Annotated in this window: 20 protein-coding genes; 10 read left to right on the top strand and 10 right to left on the bottom strand. The window is 62.0% G+C overall.

Going from position 1 to position 23320, the window contains the following annotated elements; translation table 11 throughout:
• Window positions 1-54: 54 nt before the first annotated feature.
• Window positions 55-1710 (bottom strand): ABC transporter substrate-binding protein, encoded by a 1656-nt coding sequence (locus D460_RS0124670; protein WP_037112077.1) that lies wholly within the window; start codon window positions 1708-1710, stop codon window positions 55-57.
• 304 nt (window positions 1711-2014) lie between these two features.
• Here D460_RS0124670 and D460_RS0124665 point away from each other — a divergent pair, with 304 nt between their 5' ends.
• The 6 genes from D460_RS0124665 (at window position 2015) to D460_RS0124640 (ending at window position 8752) form a co-directional block, all read left to right on the top strand.
• A complete protein-coding gene (locus tag D460_RS0124665; RefSeq protein WP_026283500.1) occupies window positions 2015-2920 on the top strand; it encodes a dihydrodipicolinate synthase family protein in 906 nt (301 codons plus the stop codon).
• A gap of 12 nt (window positions 2921-2932) precedes the next feature.
• Window positions 2933-4117 (top strand): exo-alpha-sialidase, encoded by a 1185-nt coding sequence (locus D460_RS0124660; protein WP_018901275.1) that lies wholly within the window; start codon window positions 2933-2935, stop codon window positions 4115-4117.
• 347 nt (window positions 4118-4464) lie between these two features.
• Complete coding sequence (locus D460_RS0124655; protein ID WP_018901274.1) at window positions 4465-5598, top strand: iron-containing alcohol dehydrogenase; 1134 nt, start codon at window positions 4465-4467, stop codon at window positions 5596-5598.
• A gap of 30 nt (window positions 5599-5628) precedes the next feature.
• Window positions 5629-6618, top strand: coding sequence for a 4-hydroxythreonine-4-phosphate dehydrogenase PdxA (pdxA, locus tag D460_RS0124650; protein ID WP_018901273.1), 990 nt, complete (start codon window positions 5629-5631; stop codon window positions 6616-6618).
• Window positions 6619-6690: 72 nt separating this feature from the next.
• The gene (locus D460_RS0124645) at window positions 6691-7656 is read left to right on the top strand and encodes a hydroxyacid dehydrogenase (protein ID WP_018901272.1); all 966 of its coding nucleotides are present in this window, start codon (window positions 6691-6693) and stop codon (window positions 7654-7656) included.
• Between the two features lie 34 nt (window positions 7657-7690).
• Window positions 7691-8752 carry an Ldh family oxidoreductase gene (locus tag D460_RS0124640; protein ID WP_018901271.1) on the top strand — a complete coding sequence of 354 codons (1062 nt, stop codon included), beginning with the start codon at window positions 7691-7693 and terminating at the stop codon, window positions 8750-8752.
• Window positions 8753-8755: 3 nt separating this feature from the next.
• On the opposite strand, the gene fhuB is transcribed toward D460_RS0124640, so the two are convergent.
• The 3 genes from fhuB to D460_RS0124625 are packed head-to-tail and all read right to left on the bottom strand — an operon-like array spanning window position 8756 to window position 13775.
• Complete coding sequence (gene fhuB, locus D460_RS0124635; protein ID WP_018901270.1) at window positions 8756-10723, bottom strand: Fe(3+)-hydroxamate ABC transporter permease FhuB; 1968 nt, start codon at window positions 10721-10723, stop codon at window positions 8756-8758.
• The gene (locus tag D460_RS0124630) at window positions 10720-11625 is read right to left on the bottom strand and encodes an iron-siderophore ABC transporter substrate-binding protein (protein WP_018901269.1); all 906 of its coding nucleotides are present in this window, start codon (window positions 11623-11625) and stop codon (window positions 10720-10722) included. Before D460_RS0124630 ends, fhuB begins: the two co-directional genes overlap by 4 nt.
• A 20-nt stretch (window positions 11626-11645) precedes the next feature.
• A complete protein-coding gene (locus D460_RS0124625; protein ID WP_018901268.1) occupies window positions 11646-13775 on the bottom strand; it encodes a TonB-dependent siderophore receptor in 2130 nt (709 codons plus the stop codon).
• Between the two features lie 174 nt (window positions 13776-13949).
• Here D460_RS0124625 and D460_RS0124620 point away from each other — a divergent pair, with 174 nt between their 5' ends.
• Together D460_RS0124620 and D460_RS0124615 are read left to right on the top strand one after the other, a co-directional pair.
• Window positions 13950-14879 (top strand): LysR substrate-binding domain-containing protein, encoded by a 930-nt coding sequence (locus D460_RS0124620; protein WP_018901267.1) that lies wholly within the window; start codon window positions 13950-13952, stop codon window positions 14877-14879.
• 108 nt (window positions 14880-14987) lie between these two features.
• The gene (locus D460_RS0124615) at window positions 14988-16124 is read left to right on the top strand and encodes a calcium:proton antiporter (RefSeq protein WP_245267793.1); all 1137 of its coding nucleotides are present in this window, start codon (window positions 14988-14990) and stop codon (window positions 16122-16124) included.
• A gap of 6 nt (window positions 16125-16130) precedes the next feature.
• On the opposite strand, the gene ugpC is transcribed toward D460_RS0124615, so the two are convergent.
• The 6 genes from ugpC to D460_RS0124585 form a co-directional block, all read right to left on the bottom strand.
• A complete protein-coding gene (gene ugpC, locus D460_RS0124610; protein ID WP_018901265.1) occupies window positions 16131-17189 on the bottom strand; it encodes a sn-glycerol-3-phosphate ABC transporter ATP-binding protein UgpC in 1059 nt (352 codons plus the stop codon).
• Between the two features lie 4 nt (window positions 17190-17193).
• Window positions 17194-18024 (bottom strand): carbohydrate ABC transporter permease, encoded by an 831-nt coding sequence (locus tag D460_RS0124605; protein WP_018901264.1) that lies wholly within the window; start codon window positions 18022-18024, stop codon window positions 17194-17196.
• Between the two features lie 3 nt (window positions 18025-18027).
• A complete protein-coding gene (locus D460_RS0124600) occupies window positions 18028-18963 on the bottom strand; it encodes a sugar ABC transporter permease (protein ID WP_018901263.1) in 936 nt (311 codons plus the stop codon).
• A gap of 200 nt (window positions 18964-19163) precedes the next feature.
• A complete protein-coding gene (locus D460_RS0124595) occupies window positions 19164-20423 on the bottom strand; it encodes a sugar ABC transporter substrate-binding protein (RefSeq protein WP_018901262.1) in 1260 nt (419 codons plus the stop codon).
• A gap of 42 nt (window positions 20424-20465) precedes the next feature.
• Complete coding sequence (locus tag D460_RS0124590) at window positions 20466-21632, bottom strand: PLP-dependent transferase (RefSeq protein ID WP_018901261.1); 1167 nt, start codon at window positions 21630-21632, stop codon at window positions 20466-20468.
• The gene (locus tag D460_RS0124585; RefSeq protein WP_018901260.1) at window positions 21629-22351 is read right to left on the bottom strand and encodes a FadR/GntR family transcriptional regulator; all 723 of its coding nucleotides are present in this window, start codon (window positions 22349-22351) and stop codon (window positions 21629-21631) included. The genes D460_RS0124590 and D460_RS0124585 overlap by 4 nt, the downstream gene beginning before the upstream one ends.
• 194 nt (window positions 22352-22545) lie before the next feature.
• Here D460_RS0124585 and D460_RS0124580 point away from each other — a divergent pair, with 194 nt between their 5' ends.
• Both D460_RS0124580 and D460_RS0124575 read left to right on the top strand, forming a co-directional pair.
• Complete coding sequence (locus D460_RS0124580) at window positions 22546-22911, top strand: hypothetical protein (protein WP_018901259.1); 366 nt, start codon at window positions 22546-22548, stop codon at window positions 22909-22911.
• A gap of 117 nt (window positions 22912-23028) precedes the next feature.
• Window positions 23029-23283: a helix-turn-helix transcriptional regulator gene (locus D460_RS0124575; RefSeq protein ID WP_018901258.1), complete on the top strand. Its 255-nt coding sequence runs from the start codon at window positions 23029-23031 to the stop codon at window positions 23281-23283.
• The last annotated feature ends 37 nt before the right edge of the window (window positions 23284-23320 follow it).

Genomic DNA, 23320 nt, shown 5'->3' with positions numbered 1-23320 from the left:
GTTGCCCAAAATCCGATTGCGGACGGGCTATCTGTTCGTAGGCTTCTAACCGGCTCAGCCGATCGAAATGTCCCAGGGCGCCACGACCTGCCAGTCGAGGTTCTTCTCCATGCCCTTGACCTCCTTGGTGGCCCAGCGCGACATCGCCTGAGAGTACCACGGAATGAAGGCCCAATCCTCGCGGAATGCCTTCTGGGCATCCTGGGCGAGCTTGACGCGATCTGGATCGTCGGCCGCCTTGGTCGCGGCCTCAGCGAGTGCGGCATCGACCTTGTCGTTCTTGTAACCGCCGAGCTTGTTCTGGGCGTTGGACGAGGTCGAGGCGATGCAGCCGGCGAGATAGGAGACGGCGTCAGGAACACGAGTGCCGACGTCGTCGCGGAAGATCTGCACCGCGTTCTGGTCCGGACCGGCATAGGAGTCCTGCTGCGGCTTCATGTCGACGGCGGTGATGCCGAGGTTCTGACGCCACTGCTCGGCAATGTACTGCGCCGCTGCCTGGATGGCCGGGGCGGAGATGCCGACGAAGAGGATCTTCGGCAGGCGTTCAGGTCCACCATAGCTGGATTCGGCAAGCAGCTTCTTGGCGGCTGCCGGATCATAGGGGAAGGGCTCGAAGCCGGAATTGTCGGCGCCGGGAACCGAATTCAGGATCTGATCGGCCTTCTTGTGCGGACCATCGGGATAGGAGGCCTTGAAGAGACCGTCGCGATCGATCGCCATGATCAGCGCCTGGCGAACCTTCGGATCGTCCATCGGTGCGCGGGTGACGTTGAACCAGAAGTGTTGGCTGGTCGGGATCAGCGGACCGGCGGAGAATTCGGGGCCGAGATCCTGGATGATCGTCGAGGTGACGAGCTCGGTATGGGCATTGAACTCGCCGGACTTGATGAGAGACGTCGCGGTGACGTTGTCTTCGATCGAGGTGATTTCGATGCGCGCCAGCTTCGGCTTCGGGCCGAAGAAGTTCTCGTTCGGCTCGAATACCAGCTTGCCGGCGTCGATATCGATGCTGGTGAGCTTGAACGGGCCGGAATAGACGGCGCTGCTGTCTGGCTTGTACCAGTCCGCCACTTCCTCGCCATCGCTGCCACGAGACTGCGCGGCCTTGGTGATCGGCGCGATGTGGTTGGCAAGGCGCATAAAGAAGATCGGATCGGCTTCCGTCAGCGTGACGACGACGGTGCCTTCGTCAGGTGTCGCGACGCCCGTCAGCTCGTTGCCGGAACCGGCGCCGATTTCCTTGTAGCCCTGAACCTTGCTCAGCACCTGGTCGGCACGCTGGCTCTTGGTGTTAGGCATGGAAGCGACTTCCCAGGAGCCCTTGACGTCGGCCGAGGTGATCTTGCTGCCGTCGGAGAAGGTTGCCTTCGGGTCGATTTTGAAGGTCCAGACCTTGTTATCCGGCGATTCCCAGCTGGTGAAGACGTAAGGCTTGATCTTGCCTTCGCTGTCGAAATACATCGGCGAGGCCCACCAGATCGAGTTCCAGCGGAACGGAACGCCACCGCCGCGCAGCGGCGACCAATCCTGGTTGAACGCCGGATTGGCGACCTTCAGCACCTGGCCGTCATCGGCGAGCACGATCTTGGCATTGAGGCCGAAAACCGTCAGGCCAACGCCTGCGGCGAGGCCGAGCTTCAGCGCCTCGCGGCGCGACATTCCCTGCCCCTGCTGCTGGTCTCTATTTTCTTTAGTCCGATCAGTCATTCCATCCTCCCATGACAAAACCGATGACGCTTGACTCTTTCGCTCCATCCCGAAAGTGCGTCATGACATGGCGCAGACACTCGCTCGATAATGTAAATATGTCAACAAAAATTAATTCATCCACACTTCGACAAAATCGACAAAAATTTTCCTACATGATTTCAATGGCTTGAAAAATACGATCGATTGAAATGCTTATTGTCATATTGACAACATGCCAGACGAAGATGAAGAAAACCGCATCTTGCAGGCCGGGTTTCCCGCCTTTTGCCGCCATATGCGGCGTTCATCCGAGGAGGACGACATGAACAAGCACAAGATCACCGGTGTCTATAGCGCCGCCGCAACCCCACTCAATGCCGATGGAAGTCCGGATCTCGGCCTCTTCACCGAACATTGCCAGCGCCTGCTGTCAGAGGGATGCCACGGCGTGGCTCTGCTCGGCACAACGGGCGAGGCAAACTCGTTTTCGTCAAGCGAGCGCAAGGCGATCCTCGAGGCGGCGCTGAAGGCCGGCATTCCTGCCGACAAACTGCTGCCGGGCACCGGCGTCGTCGCCATCCAGGAAACGGTCGACCTCACCAAGCATGCCCTGTCGCTGGGCGTCACCAAGGTGGTGATGCTGCCACCCTTCTATTACAAGGGCGTTTCCGACGACGGCCTGTTTACCGTCTATTCGCAGATCCTGGAGACGATCGCCGACAGCAAGCTGCAGGTCATCCTCTATCACATTCCACAGGTTTCCGGCGTGCCGCTGTCGGTTCCGCTGATTGGCCGGCTGATCGAAGCCTTCCCCGACACGGTCGTCGGAATCAAGGAATCAGCAGGCGATTTCAACAACATGCAGGCAATCATCGCCGCCTACCCGGGCTTCTCGGTTCTCGCCGGTGCCGATCCGCTGCTGCTGCCGCTGCTGAAGGCCGGCGGCGCCGGCTGCATCACCGCCACGTCCAACCTAGTCGCGGATTCGCTGCGCACCGTCTATGACAAGGTGCACGACGAAAGCGGCGCTGAGGCGGTCGAGACCGCGCAGGCGCGCATCAACGCTTACCGCACGCTTTCCAACTCTTATGTGCAGATCCCGACGATCAAGGCGATGGTAGGCCTGAAGACCGGCAATCCGGCCTGGAAGCGCACGCGCGCCCCGCTGATGCCGATCAGCGACGCCGATTACGCATCGCTTGCCGAAGCCTACAAGACACTGCCCTAAAGGAGGACGACCATGGCCTTCACGGGTTTACAACCGGACGCCGTTCCGGCTCTTATGACCGGCAAAATCATCGCCAATCCCAGCGAGAGCGGGCGTTTCGACGCCTATCTCCCCTCCCCCTGCATCCAGAACCACGCCGCCAACCTGGCCTTCTTGCCGGATGGCACGCTGACCTGCGTCTGGTTCGGCGGCACGATGGAGGGCATGGGCGACATCTCGGTTTACATGTCGCGCCTGGCGCCCGGCGCAACGCAATGGTCGCAGCCGGAAAAAATGTCGGATGACCCGGCGAAATCCGAGCAGAACCCGTTGATTTTCAACGCGCCTGGCGGAGATGTCTGGCTGCTTTACACGTCGCAGACATCCGGCAACCAGGATGGCTCGGTTGTCAAATGTCGGATCTCCACGGATGGCGGCCGCACCTTTGGCGAGGTCCGCGTACTGTGCGATATTCCCGGCACTTTCGTGCGCCAACCGATCGTCGTGAATGACGCGGGCACCTGGCTGCTGCCGGTTTTTCGCTGCATCGGACTGCCGGGTGAACGCTGGACCGGTGACGCCGATACCGCGGGCGTACTGATCTCGCGCGACATCGGAAAGAGCTGGGCGATGGCGGAGGTGCCCGACAGCATCGGCGCGGTGCATATGAACATCGCGCCCCTGCCAGACGGTGAATTCGTCGCCTTCTATCGCAACCGTTTCGCCGAATCCGTACTGTCCAGCCGCTCGAGCGACGGCGAGAGCTGGAGCGCACCGGAGCCGATCGACCTACCGAACAACAACTCGTCCATTCAGGCGGTGAAGCTGGAAAGCGGTTCGGTAGCAATGGTTTACAACCACTGTAACGCCTCGATGTCTAACGCCCGGCGCCTGTCGCTCTACGACGAAATCGAGGGGGACGAGGCGCCCGCCCCCGTCACCAGTGAGCCGAGCCAGAGGCGCAAGGCGATCTGGGGCGTGCCGCGCGCGCCGCTCAGCCTCGCCTTTTCGACGGATGGCGGCCGCAGCTTTCCGCGCCGGATCGACCTCGATACCGGCGATGGCTACTGCCTGAGCAACAACTCGAAAGACGCCGTTAACCGGGAATTCTCCTACCCGTCGATCACCCAAGGGGCCGACGGCACGGTGCATATCGCCTACACCTACTATCGACGCGCAATCAAATATGTGCGGCTATCACAGGATGCGCTCGGCTGACGCCGGAATTGCGTTTCGCTTGTCAACTCGGCGTGCCAACGGATTCGTTTGGCGCGCCGACCTGGTAGTTTGTTGCTTTGAATTTACAAATTCGTTGCTCATGCTAGAGCGCGTCGCTTGAGGCGCGTCCGCAGGCGACACAATTCACCGTTTGCAAGTTAAATATGTAATATCAATTAGATAAATCGTCATAGGAGCCGGTGTAATGGCCGATTTTCCGCAGCATATTGCATTTTTCCAGCCAAACTTAATGTCCAAGCTTGCCAAGGCGACGTAGCTGGTATAACAAATTTACATCTTGGCGGCACCGAAAGATGCCGCGATACCGCAGGGGGAGGAGTAATCCGGTGGTCAGCTTGGATTCGCCTATCACAATCATCAGACCCGAAATCATCGAGTTCGGCGTCGGGACGGCGGAGCGCCTGGGGAAATGGGCGAGCGACAAGGGCTATGCCCGTATCCTGGTCATTTCCGACGCATTCAATGCCACGCGTGTCGACACGCTCGGCCTCAAGGGTGAAATCACGGTCTTCGCCGATGTGACGCCGGAGCCCGATACCGCCAATCTCGACAAGGTGCTTGCTGCCGCCAATGCGGCGGATGCGCAGCTGGTCGTCGGCTTCGGCGGCGGCAGCGCCATGGATCTTGCAAAGCTGGCAGCCGTGCTCGCCGGCTCATCGCAGACGCTGCGCGAAGTCGTCGGTCCGAACAAGGTTCACGGACCCCGCCGCGTCGCGCTGGCGCAAGTGCCGACCACGGCTGGAACCGGGAGCGAGGCGGGCATTCGCGCGCTGGTCACCGATCCGGATACGATGGCCAAGCTCGCCGTCGAAAGCATTCACATGCTGGCCGACATCGCCGTCATCGATCCGGCGCTGACCTTTACCGTTCCGGCCCGTACGACCGCGGCCACCGGCGTCGATGCCATGGCGCATTGCGTCGAGGCCTTCACCAACCGCAAGGCGCATCCGATGATCGACCTCTACGCGATAGAGGGAACGCGGCTGGTCGGCAAATATCTCGCCCGCGCCGTCAAGGATGGCGCCGACGCGGAAGCCCGCGCCGGGCTCGCGCTCGCCTCGCTTTACGGCGGCTTCTGTCTCGGGCCGGTCAACACGGCTGGTGGCCATGCGCTGGCCTATCCGCTCGGCACGCGCTGGCATATCGCCCATGGTGCCGCGAACGCGCTGATCTTCCCGCACGTGCTGGCCTTCAACACGCCATCGGTTCCCGAGAAGACACGCGCGGTGATGGACGCGCTTGGCCGCAAGACATCGGACGACGTACAGTCGGTCTTCGACGCCGCCTATAGCTTCTGCGCCGATCTCGGCATCGAGATGAAGCTTTCTGCGCTTGGTGTACCGGATAGCGATCTCGACGCCATGGCGGACGACGCCTTCGCCATTCGCCGTCTCCTCGACAACAACCCGCGCGATCTCGCGCGCGCCGACATACGTTCGATATACGAAGCCGCCTACTAGGTGCGTTTGATCCAATAAGGAATGTGACTGATGGACAGAAATGCAAAAGTCGCGGTGACGCTGGGTGACCCCGCTGGTGTCGGCCCCGAGGTGATCGTCAAGGCGCTGGCAACGTTGCCTGAGATCGAGCGCCGCGATTTCGTCATCGTCGGCAACACCGAAGCGCTTGAACGCGCCAATCGCTCGGCCGAGACGGGCCTGCACTTCGCGCCCGCCGGTTCCGCTGGTGAAGGCACGATCGCTGTCGACGAGGTAGACCTTGGCGCTGCCCTGCCGGAAATCGGCAAGGTCAGCCCGGTCGCCGGCGACGCTTCGGTTCGCTATATCACCCGTGCCGTGGAGCTTGCGATGTCCGGCGCGGCCGATGTCATCGTGACCGCGCCGATCAACAAGGAGGCAATGAACCTCGCCGGCCATCACTTCGACGGCCATACCGGGCTTCTGGCGCATCTGACCGGCTCGAAGAGCTCGTTCATGCTGCTCGCCTCCGAGCGTCTCAACACCATTCACGTCTCCACGCACATCTCGCTGAAGGGCGCGATCGAGCGGGCGCGCACAGAGCGTGTGCTGGCGACCATCGAAGCCGGGCACAAGCATTTCCTGCGGCTCGGCAAGAAGGCCCGCATTGCCGTTGCCGGTCTCAACCCGCATTGCGGTGAAAACGGCCTGTTCGGCACAGAGGACACGGAATTCCTGGCGCCCGCCGTCGAACTGGCGCAGGCCAAGGGTATCGACGTGGTCGGGCCGATCTCGGCCGACACCGTCTTCGCCCGCGCCTATAACGGCGCCTTCGATCTGGTGATCGCGCAGTATCATGACCAGGGGCATATCCCGATCAAGCTCGTAGCGTTCGAGACGGCCGTCAACGTCTCGCTCGGCCTGCCGATCGACCGCGTTTCGGTGGATCACGGCACGGCCTTCGACATCGCCGGCACCGGCAAGGCCAATCACGTCAACATGCTATCGGCCATCGCCTATGCCCGACTGATGGCCCGCTCGCCGCGCCGTCAGGCGGCCTGATCCGAACGGAGATTTCAAGCGTTCTGGCGCCATCGCGCCGGGCCCTGCCATTCTCTCGGGAGGAGATGAGCAATGGACAAGACGGTTATCGTTCTCGGCGGCCAGTTGGCGCCGGAGGGATTTTCTTTGCTGGTCGAAGCCGGCGCTACGGTCGTGACGACCGAGCCCTATATCGACAGACAGGCCGTGATCGACATCATGAAGGCCCACCGGCCGGATGCGGTCATCATCCGCCTGCTCGCCGACAAGCTGGGGCCTGAGGAAATGAAGGCCGGCGGGCGGCTCAAGCATATCGCCAAGCATGGCGTCGGGACCAACGATATCGACGTCGCAGCCGCCACCGAGCTCGGCATTCCGGTATCGATGACAACAGGCAGCAACGGCCACTCGGTCGCCGAACACGCACTCGCGATGATCATGACGCTCGCAAAGGATCTGCCGCGACAGGACGCGTTGATCCGTGACGGCATCTGGGACAAGAACCAGTACCAGGGCCGCGAGCTGCGCGGCCAGACGCTCGGCATTACCGGCTTCGGCTTTATCGGCCAGACGCTCGCGAAAATGGCCGGCGCCATCGGCATGGAGGTTATCGCCTTCGATCCGCATACGCCCGAAAGCGCCTTTGTCTCGGGTATCCGCCGCGAGACCGATCTGGATACGCTGCTTGCCTCGTCGGATATCGTCAGCCTGCACTGTCCGCTGACGCCTGAGACGAACAAGCTGATCGATGCACGCCGGATCGGGTTGATGAAACGCGGTTCTCTGCTGATCAATACGGCGCGCGGCGAAGTCGTCGATGAAGCAGCCCTTATCCGCGCGCTGCAGGACGGCCATCTCGCCGGCGCTGGCCTCGATAGCTTTGAGCAGGAACCGCCCGGCGTCGACAATCCGCTGTTTAAGCTGCCCAACACGCTTGTCTCGCCGCATGTGGCGGGCGTGACTGTTGATGCCAAGCGGGCGGTCTCGGTGATGGCGGCAAGAAATGTTCTGGATGCGCTGGATGGAAAGACGCTCGAGCCGCGCTTTCTCGCGCGCTGAGCACATCGCAGCTTCAACAACGACGGAGAGACTGGTGAACGACACCAACGATATCCGCTACGCGCCGGACGCGCTGCGCAGCTTTGCCAAGGACATGTACGCGGCCGCTGGCCTTCAGGACGACAAAGCCGATGCCGTGGCCCGCTATCTGGTCGAGGCGGATCTGATGGGGCATACGACCCATGGCCTTGCGCTCGCCGGCTGGTATCTGCAGAGCATCGCCGATGGCGTGATGACGCGCGCGGGCAGCCCCGACGTCATATCGGATCGTGGACCTGCGGTCGCCTGGGCCGGAAATCGCCTGCCCGGCGCATGGCTGACGTCGGAGGCCGTCAAGCTCGCCTGCGACCGAGCCGAGACCTACGGCACGGCGACGATCACCATTGCAAACAGCCACCATATCGGCTGTCTCGCCGCCTACCTGTCGATCGCAACCGACCGGGGCTACATGGTGAGCATCGCAAGCTCGAGCCCTTCCGGCGCACAGGTCGCCCCATTCGGCGGCCGCAAGGGCGTCTATACGCCAAACCCTGTGGCGCATGGCATCCCCACATCGGGCGATCCGATCCTGATCGATATCAGCGCCTCGATCACGACGGTCAACATGGCGCAGCGCCTGATTCGCGAAGGCCGTCAGTACGAACACGAATGGCTGATGGACGCAGACGGCAACCCCAGCCGCGACCCTAAGGTCATCGAAAACGGCGGGACGCTGCTACCGACCGGCGGGTTGGATCACGGCCAGAAGGGATACGGCATGGCGCTGCATGTCGAAGCCTTCACGCAGGCGCTTTCAGGCTATGGTCGCGCCGATGCGCCGAAGGGGACGAATGCTGCCGTCACGGTGCAAGTGTTCGATCCGGCCGCATTCGGCGGTCGCGAAGCCTTCCTGCGCCAGACCGGATGGCTCGTCGATGCCTGTCACGACAATCTGCCACGCCCCGGCGTCGAACGCGTCCGCCTGCCCGGTGAAAACGGGCTGGCGCGCAAGCGCAGCGCGCTTGCCGATGGCGTCCGCCTGTTCCCTGGGATTATCGATGGGCTACGCGGCCATGTCGAGCGGCTGGGCGTTGCAATGCCACCTGTGTTGCCTTGACGCTCACCGCCTGCGGGCGATGAGCCAGACGAGATAGGGCGCGCCGGCGAGCGCCGCGAACAGACCCAGCGGTAGCTCGTAGGGGAAGGTCGCCGTGCGGGCGCCGAGGTCGGCAATGATCATCAACAGCGCCCCGATCGCCGACGACGCCAGAAGCTGATGCGCCGGCTTTATAAAGCCCGCGCGGTGCGCAATATGCGGTCCCATCAGCCCGACGAAGCTCAAGGGCCCAACCAACAGCGACGCCGCGCCAGTCGCGAGCCCGGCCACGAAGATCATCGCGGTGCGCGCCGAGCGTACCGGCACGCCGAGCGCAACCGGCACCGCGCTGCCGAGCGGCAGGATCGTCAGCCAGCGCGTGAAGAAAAGTACGATGCCGGTGCAGGCGATTGCCAGAACTGCAAGGACGATCGACGATGCCGGCGTTGCCGTATTGGACGAACCGCCGAGCCAGGACAGGATCTGCCATGAGCGCTGATCGCCGATCGCAAGCAGCGCCGACAGAATAGCCGACGTCAGCGAACTGACGGCGATGCCAGCGAGCAGCAGCCGTTCGGGCGAGAGCTGACGCCGGCTGGCAAAGGCGATGACGATGATCATCACGATCATGGAGCCGATACCCGCGCCGGCGAAAAGCTCGGCGACGCCGGCCGCCGGCACGATGGTGATCGCCGCCGCGAAGCCGACACCGGCGCCGCCGCTGACGCCCAGGACCTCCGGGCTTGCCATCGGATTACCGGTCAACCGTTGCAAGATTGTACCCGCGATTGCGAGCAGGCTGCCCGCAGCGGCCGAGGCCAGCAGCCTTGGCCAGCGCATGGGCAAAAGATCAGTGAAGTCCTGCGCCGAAAGCAGTGTGAACCCTGCGGGCGTCCGCGCCAGGAAAAGAACCAGCAGAGCGACCGCCGGCAGGAAGGCGAGAAGCAGGATAAGCCACGTGCGCGGCGCCCTCGCCTCGGCCACATGCGCGCGCTCCTCGTGCAACTCGACCGGCTTCACCTTTGGGAGCAGCCACAGCAGCAGCGGGCCACCGATCAGGGCCGTCATCGCGCCGGTCGGAAACGTCTCGCTGGTGGTGGAGCCGAGGAATTGTACCAGGCCATCGCACAGCCAGAGCAACAAGCCACCCGCGATGGGCGATGCGAGAATGATGGCATGCGGTTTTCGGACGCCCAGGCCACGCACCAGGGCGGGCCCGGCAAGGCCGACGAAGCTGACCAGACCTACGCTCGCCGCGACACCGGCCGCCAGGCCAACCGCGATCACTGCGACCGCCACGCGTATGCCGACGAGCCCGACGCCGAGCGACTTCGCGCCGCTATCGCCGAGGCCGAACAGCGCCAGCGGCCGCAGCAGCAGGATGCTGGCGGCAAGGCCCACGAGCAATTCGAGCGCCAGCGTCGAGGCGACCGACCAGTCCTGCTGGCCGAGCGCGCCGCCATTCCAGGTCACCAGCGACATGAGGTATTCGCCCTGCGAAAGCGTCATCGCGGCCGACAATGCGCCGCAGGTGATGCCGACGAGCAGCCCGGAGACGACCATGGTGACCGGATCGAAGCTGCGGCGCCAGCCGAGCAGAAAAACCAGCGCCGTTGCGCCGGCGGCACCAGCAAGCGCCACCAGCGCGCGGTAACCATCGAGGATCGCGGGATAAAAAAGCGTCGTCGCGACGATGGCGAGCTGGGCGCCGGCGGAGACGCCCAATGTCGAGGGATCGGCGATCGGGTTTCGGAGCAGCCGCTGCAGCAAGGCGCCTGCAAGACCGAGTGCGGCGCCGGCCAATATGGCGACGGCGGCTCTTGGAAAGACACCGTAAGCCAGGATGATCTGTTCGGTGGTCATCCCGTCAGGTGCGAGCGGCAGCGATGGCCAGGCGGCAAGCGGCAGGAAGGCGAGCGCCTGCTGCAGGAAGAGCAGGACCGCAAGCGCTGTCGCGGCGGCGAAGAAGATCCAGGTTGTGCGCGATGTCAAAGCGTCTCTCCGCCTTTGACGAGCGCTTCGCTCAAGAGCCGCGCGAAGCGAAGGCCGGCTGTGATGCCGCCATAGGGGTTGGCGTTGCCGATGTTGACGACACGGCCTTCTTTCACCGGCTTGAGCGACTTCCAGATCATGCTGTTGCGCAGGCTGCTACGCGCCTCGACGGGGATATCGGAGACGATGACGATACGCGCCTCGGGATTGGCGGCGAGGTTTTCCATTGGCACCGGTGCTGCGAAGGTGAAGCGCGATCGGTCCGTCCAGGCATTCGGCAGGCCGAGCCGCTGCAGGATGTCTCCGAACATGCTGTCGGCGCCGAAGGCGCGAAAGTGACGGGAATCGCCGATATTGATGATGTAGGTCGGCCGCGCCGCGAACGGAGCGAGCTGCTGGCGAAGGCCTGCCAGCAATGCGTCCTGATCGGCCAGCACTTTGACCGCGGCATCCGCGCGATCGAGCAGATCACCCAGTTGCGAGACCGCGTTGAGCGCCTTGGCATAGGGCGGTTCGCCCTGGACGTAGAAAGGCAGCGAGTAGACGGGGGCGATCGCCTCCAGCGCCGGCTGATGCCTGACATAAAAGGGCGAGATCAGGATGAGTTCAGGCCTCAGCAGGTGAAGCAGCTCGAAGTTGGGCGAGCCGCGCAAACCGAGATCGACGACCGAGGCCGGCATGTCCGGCTCGACGGAATCGATGCGAAACTGAAGAAGCTCGGTCGCCGCGATCGGGGTCACGCCGAGCGCCATCAGGGTTTCGAGCATCGCCCAGTCGATCGCCGCGATGCGGCTTGGCGTTATCGCCGCCTTCGCATCCCATGCAACGGCAAGGGCAGCGAGCAGGCCAAGAGCCTGCCGCCGCCCAATCAGAGCTGATTTATTGGAATTGTCTGAAATCATACGCCCACTTTATCTGCCGCCTACCAGGCAAAACTCAACCTGGCCATGACCGTGCGACCATCACCATAGGTGCAGCCGAACGAGGAGCAGCTTGAGACATAATTCTTGTCCGCAATGTTCTTGAGATTGAGCGACGCGGTAACACCATCCTTCTTGTAGCGGATCGCCGCATCGAGAAGCGCCACGCCACCGAGATCGAATGTATTGGCGGTATCGCCATAGCGCTGTCCCACATATCTCACGCCACCGCCGATGCCGAAGCCATCAAGATCGCTCCCCTCCTTGAAGGTGTAGTCGAGCCATAGGCTTGCCGCGTTTGCCGGAACGTTGTCCAGGCGCTTGCCATTGTCCGTTCGCCCCAGAATTTCCGTGTCCATGTACGTGTAGGCTGCGTGCAGGTCCAGCCCGTCGGTGAGACTTGCCACACCTTCGAGTTCGACGCCTCGCGCATGCACCTCACCGATCTGCGCGATCGTCGTTCCGCCGCCGGGAAGAGCGACCGTGTTGGACACATTATTCTGGCGGAGATCGAAGACGGCGGCGGAGAAGAAGCCGTTCCAGCCCTCGGGCTGATACTTGACGCCGATCTCCACCTGCTTGCCTGTCGTCGGGTCCAGCAGCTGGCCTGTCGTCGGCACCGGAACCGGCTCGAAGGAGGTGGCGTAGCTGACATAGGGCGCGATGCCGTTATCGAAAACGTAGCCCAGCCCGGCGCGGCCGGTCAGCTTTTGATCATCCTTGTCGAGCGACCGCTCGACATTAGTTCTTCCATTCAACGAAGTGCCACTTGTGCTCGCCCAATCCTGCCGGAGGCCAAGCGTCGCGCGCCAGTTGTTGTAGGACATCTCGTCCTGGATATAGATGCCGAGCTGCTGCAGGTCGGAGACGACATGCGCGTCCGTCGTCTTGGACGTCAGCCTGATCGGACCACCATAGACGGGATTGAACGCATCAAGCGGCGTCGCGCTCCAGAACTGTGTGCTGGCATCGTTCGAGAAGTACCGGTAGTCGAGGCCGACAAGCAGTTTGTGATCGACATCGCCGGTGTCGAATTCGGCCAGGAAGTTGTTGTCGATGTTGAAGGTGTTGAGGTTTTCGTCCTGGAAGGTCGCATTGCGATTGATGGTCCGGCCATCGGCTGCAAGACCTGAGGTGGCCATGCCGAGCGCCTGGTAATTCCAGTCGAAATTGGAATAGCGAACATTCTGGCGGAAGGTCCAGACGTCGTTCAGGCGATGTTCGAACTCGTAGCCGAGGTTTGTCAGCGTCCGCGACGAATGGTCGAAGCTCTCATCGCCGACGAAGAAGTCGCGAGAGAGGCGGTTGCCGGTTGCGTTGAGTGTCAGCTGGGCCGGCAGGCTGGATGGGGTGCTCGGATTGTCGTGCTGGACGCTGGTGAGGATCGTCAGCTTGGTGTCGTCATCGGGCTGCCATGTCAGCGCCGGCGCGATGAAGTAACGATCGTTATCGAGGTTATCCGTCTGGGCACCAGCGGCGCGCACGAGCCCCGTGACGCGATAGGCGAAGTCCGAGCCGTCGCTGAGCGGACCGCCCACATCGAAGAACGAGCCGTAGGTGTCATAGCTTCCGGCCTGCAGGCCAACTTCGCCGAAGCGCTCGAACACCGGCCGCTTGCTGATCAGATTGATCATGCCGCCGGGATTGCCCTGGCCGTACATGACCGATGCCGGTCCCCTCAGGACCTCGATGCGCTCCAGCTGGTAGGGATCGACCGCAGGCGCGCCGGCGGTGCGCATCATCTTCAGGCCATTCAGATATTGCGACTGGCGACCATCGAAACCCCGGATTCGCGGCGAATCGAAACGTGGGTCGGAGCCGTAGGGCGTGCCGGAAACGCCAGGTGTGTATTCGACCGCCTGCCCGACCGTTTCGGCGCCCTGTGCGCGGATCTGATCGGTGGTGACGACCGAAATGGATTGCTGGGTCTCAAGTAGCGGCGTCCCCGTCTTGGTCGCCGTCGAGCTGGTTTTCGCGACGAAACCCTTTACGGGGCCCTTTGGATCTTCCGCGCCCTTGGCTTGCACGGTGATCGGTGCAAGCGCTGTTGCGCTGTCGCCATCCTCGGCGCGCAACTGGCCCGGAGCCGATACCGATACGCCTACCACTGCCGTTGCTGCCAGCGCTTCCATGAAACTAAGGTGTCTTGCCACTCTGTCGCCCAATCCAGTCACGATCCGAAAACTGGACTTGTTTAGTCACCTTATCCTATTTCATCCAATAAATGACAGGGGGTATTTTCATCATTCTTGATTATGATATTTTTAGACACTCATAGTTTGTAATTATTCTGAAGCGGGCGTCACATGACCAACACGGACTCACGAAGGCCTGCCCGCTACCCTTCCTTTGAACTGCGGCACCTCAAATATTTCGTGGCGCTTGTCGAGGAGCGCAATTTCGAGCGCGCGGCCGCAAGGCTCGGCATCGCGCAGCCGGGCCTGAGCCAGCAGATCATGAGCCTCGAGGAGATCCTCGGAACATCGCTGCTCGATCGCACGAGACGATCCGTCCATCTCACCCAGTCCGGTCAGGTGCTCTACGACGAAGCGACCAAGATCCTTGCGCAGGCGGATGTGGCGATGGTGGCGGTCAACAGGGTCAGTCGCGGCGAGACGGGGCGGGTCTCCATCGGATATGTGGCCTCGGCCGCCTATTCCGGCGCGGTTGTGCAATCGATCAAGGCCTACAAGCGCGATCATTTCGGCGTGGAGATCGAACTGACGGAGATGGAGCTGCGCAAGCAGCTCGCCCGCATCGTCGAAGGACTGCTTGATTTCGCCTTCATCCGCGGCCCTGCCCCTATCCCGGATGGCCTTGCGACCCACATCATCCGCCGCGAGCCCATCGTCCTGATGGTGCCGGATGGACATCCGCTGACGCTGGAGCGAGGCGCCGCCAATCTAGCCGTTCTCGCTGGCGAAACTTTCCTGACGCCGCAGCAACCGCGCGACGTCGGCTTCCACGGCACGACCTTTGCTGCCTGCAAGGAAGAGGGCTTCGAGCCGAACATCAATTCCACGTCCTGGGACTTCACAGGTATCGGCAGCATGGTAGCGATCGGCGCGGGCGTGGCGATCGTGCCGAAATCGCTCGAATGCGTCAGGCTGCCGGGTATCCGGTATGTCCCGCTGCCGCATGCCAACGTAACGTCCGATCTCGTCGTCGCCTACAGAAAGACCGAAGCATCTCCGGCTGTGCGGGCGTTCATCGCCCACAGCAAACGCAACCTCTGACCCCAAAGATAGAGACCTCGCGCGAAACGCTCGGTTGATTTGAGCTTGAGGCCGGTCGAGGCCCGTGCTTTCATCATCTCAGGCGGAAACCTGCGGGGGAATTGCGACGTGACAGCTGATGCGGGAACGCTGCACCGCCCTCCCATTGGTAGCTTGCTGCAGCGGGAGTGGTTCCTTGCGATCAGCGCGCTCACCAGCCTTGCTTTCCTGTTTCACGGTCCGGCGCTGTTCGCGCTGCTTTCCAATCCCCTTTGGCTGACGCTCATCTTCATCTGGCTCTTCTCTGTCGTTCTCGGCTCGGCACTGGCAGTCGTGCGGCATGCAGATCACCTTGCCGAGCGCCTGGGGGAGCCTTACGGAACGCTGATACTGACGCTCGCGATCACCACGATCGAGGTCGTGGCGATCACCGCCGTGATGCAGCACGGCGAAAACAACCCGACGCTGGTGCGCGATACGCTCTTTGCTGTCGTCATGATCATCCTGAACGGAATGGTAGGGCTATCGCTGCTCCTCGGCGCCTGGCGGCGGCATGAGCAGCGGCATAATCTGCAGGGCGCGAACGCCTATCTCGGCGTGATCGTGCCTTTGGCGACGCTCAGCATGATCATGCCGAACTTTACCCATCCCAGCGGCGGACCGGGCTATTCGACCGTTCAGCAGACGGTGCTGGCGTTCATCTCGGTCGGGCTCTACGGCGTGTTCCTGATGCTACAGACAGGACGCCACCGGGGCTTTTTCATCGACGATGCCGAGGAAGCGATGCCGCAGAGCCATCACGCCGATCATCAGGGGCCGCTCTGGTGGCCGATTGTGATGCTCGCTCTCTATATGTCGCTGGTCGTGTTCCTGGTCGAGCAACTGGCGCCGCCGATCGATTACTTCATCGAAACGCTGCGAGCGCCGGCGGCCCTCGGCGGCGTAATCATGGCCGTTCTGGTGGCGACGCCCGAGGCGATCAGCGCGGTGCGCGCATCGGTCGCCAACCACCTGCAGCGATCGGTGAACATCTTTCTCGGCTCGGTGCTTTCGACCATCGGCCTCACCGTCCCCGCCATGCTTGTCATCAGCCATCTCACGGGAAACCCCGTCATTCTCGGCCTCGATCACAGCAGCCCAATCATGCTGGTGCTGACGCTCGCCTTGAGCATCATCACCTTTTCCAGCGGCCGCACGCATCTGATGCAGGGAGCAGTGCACCTCGTTCTCTTCGTCGCCTATGTCCTCTTGATCTTCGAGACGTAGAGCCGATCAGCTTGCGCGATCACCCTTCGCGTCGAAGACGTGAACATGCTGTGCGGGGAAGCTGATATTGACATCCGGCCCTGCCGCCAGCGCCGCCCGATCGAGCGTGAAGATCTTGAACGGCAGACCATGCAGCGAGAGATGAAGGATAATGCCGAAGCCCGTCGGCTCGATCAGCTCGACGCTGGCCTTCATGCCTGTTTCTTCCGACGTCATGACGACATGCTCGGGGCGAATGCCGAGCGTCACCTTGTCGCCGTCAGCAAGCTTGAGCGGATTGGAGAGCGCGACAACGGTGCCATCCTTCAGCTGCGCGCCGCCGTTTTTGTAGGTCGCGTCGAGGAAATTCATGCCCGGCGAACCGATGAAGCCGGCGACGAAGAGATTGGCGGGGCGATCATAGAGCTCGAGCGGGCTGCCAACCTGCTGCACCACCCCGCCATACATGGCGACAATCCGGTCCGCCAGCGTCATTGCCTCGATCTGGTCGTGGGTCACGTAGATCGAGGTCGCCTTCAGGTCGCCATGCAGTTTCTTGATTTCGGCACGCATCTGCTCGCGCAAGCGGGCATCGAGGTTGGACAGCGGCTCGTCGAACAGGAACGCCTTCGGTTGGCGCACGATGGCGCGGCCCATGGCGACGCGCTGGCGCTGGCCGCCGGATAGCGCTTTCGGTCGGCGTTCGAGCAGCGGATCGAGCCCAAGCTTGGAGGCGGCTGCGCCGACGACGCTTGCGATCTTGTCCTTTGCCGTTTTCCGGAGCTTCAGGCTGTAGCTCATGTTTCCGGCGACGTTCATGTGCGGATAGAGCGCGTAGGACTGGAACACCATGGCGATGTCGCGGTCCTTCGGATGCAGCTCGTTGACCCGGTTTCCGGCGATCCGGATCTCGCCCGAGGTCACGTCCTCAAGACCGGCGATCATCCTAAGCAATGTGGACTTGCCGCAGCCTGACGGCCCGACGAGCACGACGAACTCGCCATCCTCGATCTTCAGCTCGACGTCCTGCAGGACGTGCACATGGCCAAAGGATTTCTTGACGTTCTGGATATCGATCGATGCCATGTGATTAACCCTTGACCGCGCCGGCCGTCAGGCCCTGGACGAGGTAACGCTGGATGAGAAGGAAGAAGAGACCGGCCGGGATGAGCGCGAGAACACCCGCCGCCATCATCTGTCCGAAATCGACCGAGAATTTACCCACGAAGGTCAGCAGCCCGACCGGGAAGGTCGCGGCGTCGTTGCCGTTGATCAGCATCAGCGCGAAGAGCAACTCGCTCCACGCCGCGGTGAAGACGAAGCCGAGCGTGGCGGCGATGCCCGGCAATGTCAGCGGCAGGATGATCTGGCGAAACGCGGTGAATTGCGTCGCGCCGTCGATCATCGCGGCCTCCTCGAGATCCTTCGGAATGCCGTCGAAGAAGGACTGCATCAGGAACGTCGCGAAGGGGACGTTGAAGGCGGTGTAGACGACGACGAGGCCGGTGAGGCTGTTCGTGAGATGCAACGGCGTCAGGATCTTGAAGATCGGCGCGACCAGCATGACCAGCGGGAACATCTGGGTGAGCAGCATCAGCGCCACGATCCAGTATTTCGCCCGGAAATTGAACCGCGAGAGCGCGTAGCCCGAAAGCGAGGCACAGATGGTGACGACGACGGCGGTCGAGGCCGACACGATCAGGCTGTTCTTGAAGAATGTCGGAAACGCGCTGTGCTGGAGAACGAAGCTATAGTGCTCCCAGGTCGTGCGCGACGGCCACATCCGCACACCCTCGGAATAGAGAAGGTCGTTCGGCGTGACGGAAACCTTGAGCAGCCAGAACAGCGGAAACAGCGCGAAAACGATGTAACACAGGATGGCCAGACGGTGCGCGATGGTGGGGATGTGGGGTCGTCTCATGGCTCAATCCTTATTCAGCAGTGTCTGCCGCAGCAGGATGATCAGCATGGAATAGGCTAGCAGCAGGACCAAAAGCACAAGCGCGATCGCCGAGGCGTATCCGAAATCGAGCCGCTTGAACGCTTGGGTGAAGATATAGCTGGCAACGATCTGCGTCCTGTCGGCCGGGCCGCCACCGGTCATGACGACGATGAGATCGGCGAAGTTCGACACCCATACCGTGCGCAGGAGAACGGTGATCGCGATCGTTGGGGCGAGAAACGGCAGCGTGATCGAGCGGAACCGTTGAAACCACGTGGCGCCGTCGATAGAGGCTGCCTCGTAAAGGTCGCGCGGGATTGCTTGGAGCGCTGCAAGCAGCGTGATGGCGAAGAAGGGAATGCCCCACCAGACATTGGCGATGATCGGTCCCCACATGGCATATTGCGGGTCGGACAGGATGTTGCGCGGCTCGCTCATCAGGCCGAGCGCGTAGAGCCAGTGCGGGATTGGCCCGATGACCGGGTTGAACAGCCAGGCCCAGTTGAGGCCGGCGAGAAACGACGGGACCGCCCAGGGCAGGAACACCAGCGCCTGGACGAGGCCCCTGCCCCAGAACGGCTTGTCGAGCAAAAGCGCGAGGATGAGCCCGAAGATGAACTGCAGCACGACCGAGGCACCAGTCCACCAGAGCGTGTTCTTCAGCGCGCCATAGAAGGCGGCGTCCTTGGAGAGGTCGCGAAAATGCTCCAGCCCGACAAAGCCGCCGGAAAAGGGGTTCAGAAGCTGGATATCGCGGAACGCGTAGGACACGCCGATCACCAGCGGCACCAGCATCACGGCGATGATGAGGACGAGCGATGGGGCGCTGTAGAGATAGGGTTCCGAGGCATCGGCGACGCGCTTCAGCCACGACCTGCGGTCACGGCGACTGTCGAGCGTATCGGCGGTCATGGTCATCTTGGGCGGCTTTCATGGTTACGTTCGGTTTGCCCGCTGTAGTGCCCGCGGCCCCCTCATCCGGCCTTACCAGGCCACCTTCTCCCCGTTGGGGAGAAGGGAACGGAGAGGTTGCGACGGAACCCCTTCTCCCCAACGGGGAGAAGGTGCCGGCAGGCGGATGAGGGGGCTCCACTCTCTAAGCCCCACTCTGAGCCCGCTTACTTCTTCGCGAGGTACTTCTGCTGAGCCTTGGTCAGATAGTCCGCCCACTGGTCAGCCAGTTCCTTCGGCGTGATATCGCCCAGAAGCGCCTGCTGCGTCGTCTTGATGGCGAGCGAATCCTTGAAGAAGGCGAATTCCTCGAGGTAGGTCGGCATCACGGTCGGGACGATGTTCTTGTCGGCCAGCTCGTCGAACCAGCCCTTGAACTGCTCGCTCGCGTAGAAGGGGTCCTTCTCGGCCGAGGTGTGAACCGGCAGCGCGCCGGTGCGCTTGTTCCACTCGATATTGCCTTCGGGCGATTCAAGCGTTTCGATCAGCTTCCAGGACAGATCCTTGTTCTGGCTGGTGGTGAACATCGACCAGCCGGCGAAGCCGATCGTCGTAAAGCCCTTGCCGCTCGGACCGACCGGCATCTTGGTGACGCCGAAGTCTTCCGGCTTCATGCGCTGGGCAACCGCGATCAGGGCATCCGGATCCTGGTCGAGCATCGCGCAGGTGCCGGAATAGAAGCCGGCGACCGTCTCGTTGAAGCCCCAGTTGACGCTGTCCTTCGGCGCCAGGCCCTTCTTGTAGAGATCGACGACCCATTCGAGACCCTTCGTCCAGCCTTCGCTGTTCATGGTCGAGGTGCCGTCGTCGTTGAAGAACTTGTTGGAGCCGGCCATCGTCGCGCCGAACATCACCCAGCCGTTCAGGCCGCCCGGTCCGCCGCGCAGGCAGTAGCCGGACTTGCCGGGAAGCTTGGAGACTTTTTCGGAGGCGGCGACGAATTCGTCCATTGTCTTCGGCGGCTCGGAAACGCCGGCTTCCTTGAAGAGGTTCTTGTTGTAGAAGAGCGCGCGCAGGTAGAAGCCGTACGGTAGCATGTAGGCGGTGTTCTTGACGTCGCGGCCGAGTTCCAGCGCGCGCGGCGTCAGGCCCTTGGTGTATTCCCACTTTTCGAGGTAGGGCTCCAGGCTTTCCAGCATGCCGTTATTGGCGTAGAGCGAGAGCCAGGTATCCGGCATTTCCATGACGTCAGGGGTGTCGCCCGCCGATACCATCGTCGCGAACTTCTGGAACGCTTCGTTCCAGGGCAGCGAGATGATGTCGACCTTGGTGCCGGGATTGGCGGCTTCGAATTTGCCGACAAGCGATTTCAGGGTTTCGGTGCGCTCGGGGCTGGTGATCACCTCGACGAGCTTCAGCGTCGTGTCGGCCATCGCCGTACCCGCCATCATCGTGGCCAGCAGCGTTGCGGTTATCAGTCTTTTCATGCTCAGTTCCCCCTTCCAGGTTTTTCCTCTGTTTCTGGACTTTTACGAAGCGACGGAAAGCGCCTCCTCGATGTCTCTCCACAACGCCTCGGTTCCTTCGAGACCGACATGGAGGCGTACGGACCGCGCATGTATCCCGAAGGTATGCGCGGAATTGGGCTGTGCCTTCTGCTGAAGGACGACCTCGCCTGGTACGATCAGGCTTTCATGCCCACCCCAGCTCACTCCCAGTTTGAAGAGCTTGAGATGATCGGCGAAGGCGCGGATATCGACGCCTTTGCGGAATATGAACGAGAACAGCCCCGATGTGCCGTTGAGGCCTGCCGGCAGGCGGTTGGCCAGGCCCGGATGGCAGACCGTCTCGACAACATCGAGATCCTGCAGGCGCTTGGCGATCGTCATGCCGGCGGCCTCGTGCGCTTTCATGCGGATGGGCAAGGTGCGCATGCCGCGGATCAACAGCCAGGCATCGAAGGGCGACAGCTTGCCGCCGAGATAGGGATAGGATTCCGCCTTGACGCGGGCGACCATTTCCTTTGAGCCAGCCACGACGCCGGCGACCACATCGCTGTGGCCGCCGAGATATTTCGAAGCCGAGTGGATGACGAGATCGACGCCGAGCGTGATCGGCCGCTGGAACACCGGGCTCGCCCAGCTGTTGTCGATCATCGAGATCACACCATGCTGCTTCGCCAGAGCGGCGAGAGCGCCGACATCATGGGCTTCCATGACCCAGCTCGTCGGGCTTTCCATGTAGAACAGCTTGGCGCCGGGCAGCGCCTTGGCGACGGCTTCCTCGTCACGACCGTCGACATAGGTCACCTCGACCTTCATGCGCTTCAGCACCGTGCCGAACAGGCGGAAGGCATCGGGATAGACATGCTTGACGGCGACGATGCGGTCGCCCGGCTCAACAAAGGCCAGCACCGCCGACGAGATCGCCGCCATGCCGCTGGCAAACCCCAGCGCGTCTTCCGCACCTTCGAGCTTGGCCAGCATCTCCTCGAACATCCGCACCGTGGGGTTGAGGCCACGGGTGTAGATCGGGCGCACCTTTTCGCCGCGATAGGAGGCGATCATGTCGTCGTAGTCGGAGAAGGTGAACAACGACGTCTGGAAGATCGGCGGCACCACGGCTTCGGCGAAGTTTCCTTCGTCGTGCGCGGTGATGAGGGATGCGAATTCGAACGGGTCTGAACCGTTGCTCATTGGGACATTTCCTTGATGTCTTCCTCGACGACCGCGAGGATTTTCAGTGTCTCTTCGCGCGCCGCCTCGGGATCGCGCGCGGCGATCGCGTTGAAGAGCGTGCGGTGAAAGGGAAAGGAACGGCGGGCGAAATCCTGCCGTTCGAACGGGTGCTGCCAGAACTGCCAGAAGGTCTCGCGCATCTGCTCGAGAAGCTGGCGAAACAGCGGATTGTGGCTGGCATCGTAGATGGCGAGGTGGAAGGCCAGATCTTCCGGACCCGAGGTGCCCTTTTCCAGATGGACGCGCTCCATCTCGTTGAGCTTCTCTTCAATGACGACAAGATCCTGAGCGGTGCGCTTCTTCGCGGCCACCATGCCTGCCTCGCACTCGATGCCACGGCGCACTTCCAGCGTTTGCAGCAATGCGTTGCGCAGGTCCGTCGCATGCAGCGACAGCGGCATATGAATGGTCGCCTTGGTAATCGGCTTCAGCAGATAGGTCCCGCTGCCCTTGCGCGTCTCGATCACGCCGAGCGCCTGGAAATGCCGGATCGCCTCGCGAATGGTCGAGCGCCCGACCCTGAGGTCCGCCATCAGCTCGCGCTCGGCGGGCAGCCGGTCGCCGGCCTGCAGGCGCGCATCTTCCACATAGTCCGCAAGCGCATCCGTTACCTGACGCGCGCGATCCATCGCCGGAAGCGGCCGGATGACCGGCCTATCGCTGATTGGTGCCCTCATGGTTCCCCAATATTTTTATAGGCAGCCGACCTTTAAATTGGTCTGACATCTTAGCATTTCACATAGATTAGTGACTCGTCAAGATGCCGTAATCGGCGAAGCGCAAATGTTCTGATATCGAGCCGACCGACGCCCGGCCGGACATTGAAATTGGCTGCGCGAACCACGATCTACATGGCATCAGGAGGCTTCCAATGACGTCAATCATCATCGTGCTCTGCGCCGCCTTGTGCGCGTTTTCGGCCGCGCGATATTTCGCAGCGAGAACGCGCCTCGTTGAGAAGAAGATCGATGAGGCCATTGCCCGCAAGCTGCGCGCCTCTCCCGTCTTGGCCGAGATGCAGCAAATCCGGGAAACAAACGCCGTCATGCGCAATCTGCTGATCGATATGGTGGAGAACGAAGCATCCGCCGCGCCGACCGATATCCAAACAGCTGATCAGGAACGCGCCTACAAGCTTCGCCATCAAAGACGGCGTGAGATTTTCGGCGAGGCGGTCTTCGTTCTTCAGCGCACCGAAGGTGCTCGCGCTGGAAATTCTCAGAAAACAGTAGGCTGAGCGACTTGGCCGCCGACTGATCCATTCCGTACAACGAATAGTGAATTCGGTGGGATTGCAATTGTTAGCGCACCACCTAAATTGTGTCGGAAAGTGGACACATTTGGAGAAGCGCACATGTCACGATCCTACGGCAATATCGAGGATTCAAACGTTCCCACACCATTGACCATCGACCTTGGCGAAGCCGTGCGCTCAGCACGGACAGTGGCTGGCTACAGCATCGAACAAGTGGCCTTGACCTGCGGGCTGACCGAGATGGAAATCGCCAAGGTCGAAGCCGGGCATGAAGGAGATCGGCGGCTTGTGACGCGCATCGCCAAGGCGCTCGGAATAACCGCGACCGCACTGTTTCCGTCCGTCGCCGCCTAACTCAGCATATCGAATATCGGGCGAGACGCTGCCCGGC

The organism is Rhizobium sp. 2MFCol3.1, assembly GCF_000377565.1.
Taxonomy (GTDB): Bacteria; Pseudomonadota; Alphaproteobacteria; order Rhizobiales; family Rhizobiaceae; genus Rhizobium.
The sequence above is the reverse complement of the archived record's forward strand: the minus strand, read 5'-3'. Positions and strand labels throughout refer to the sequence as shown.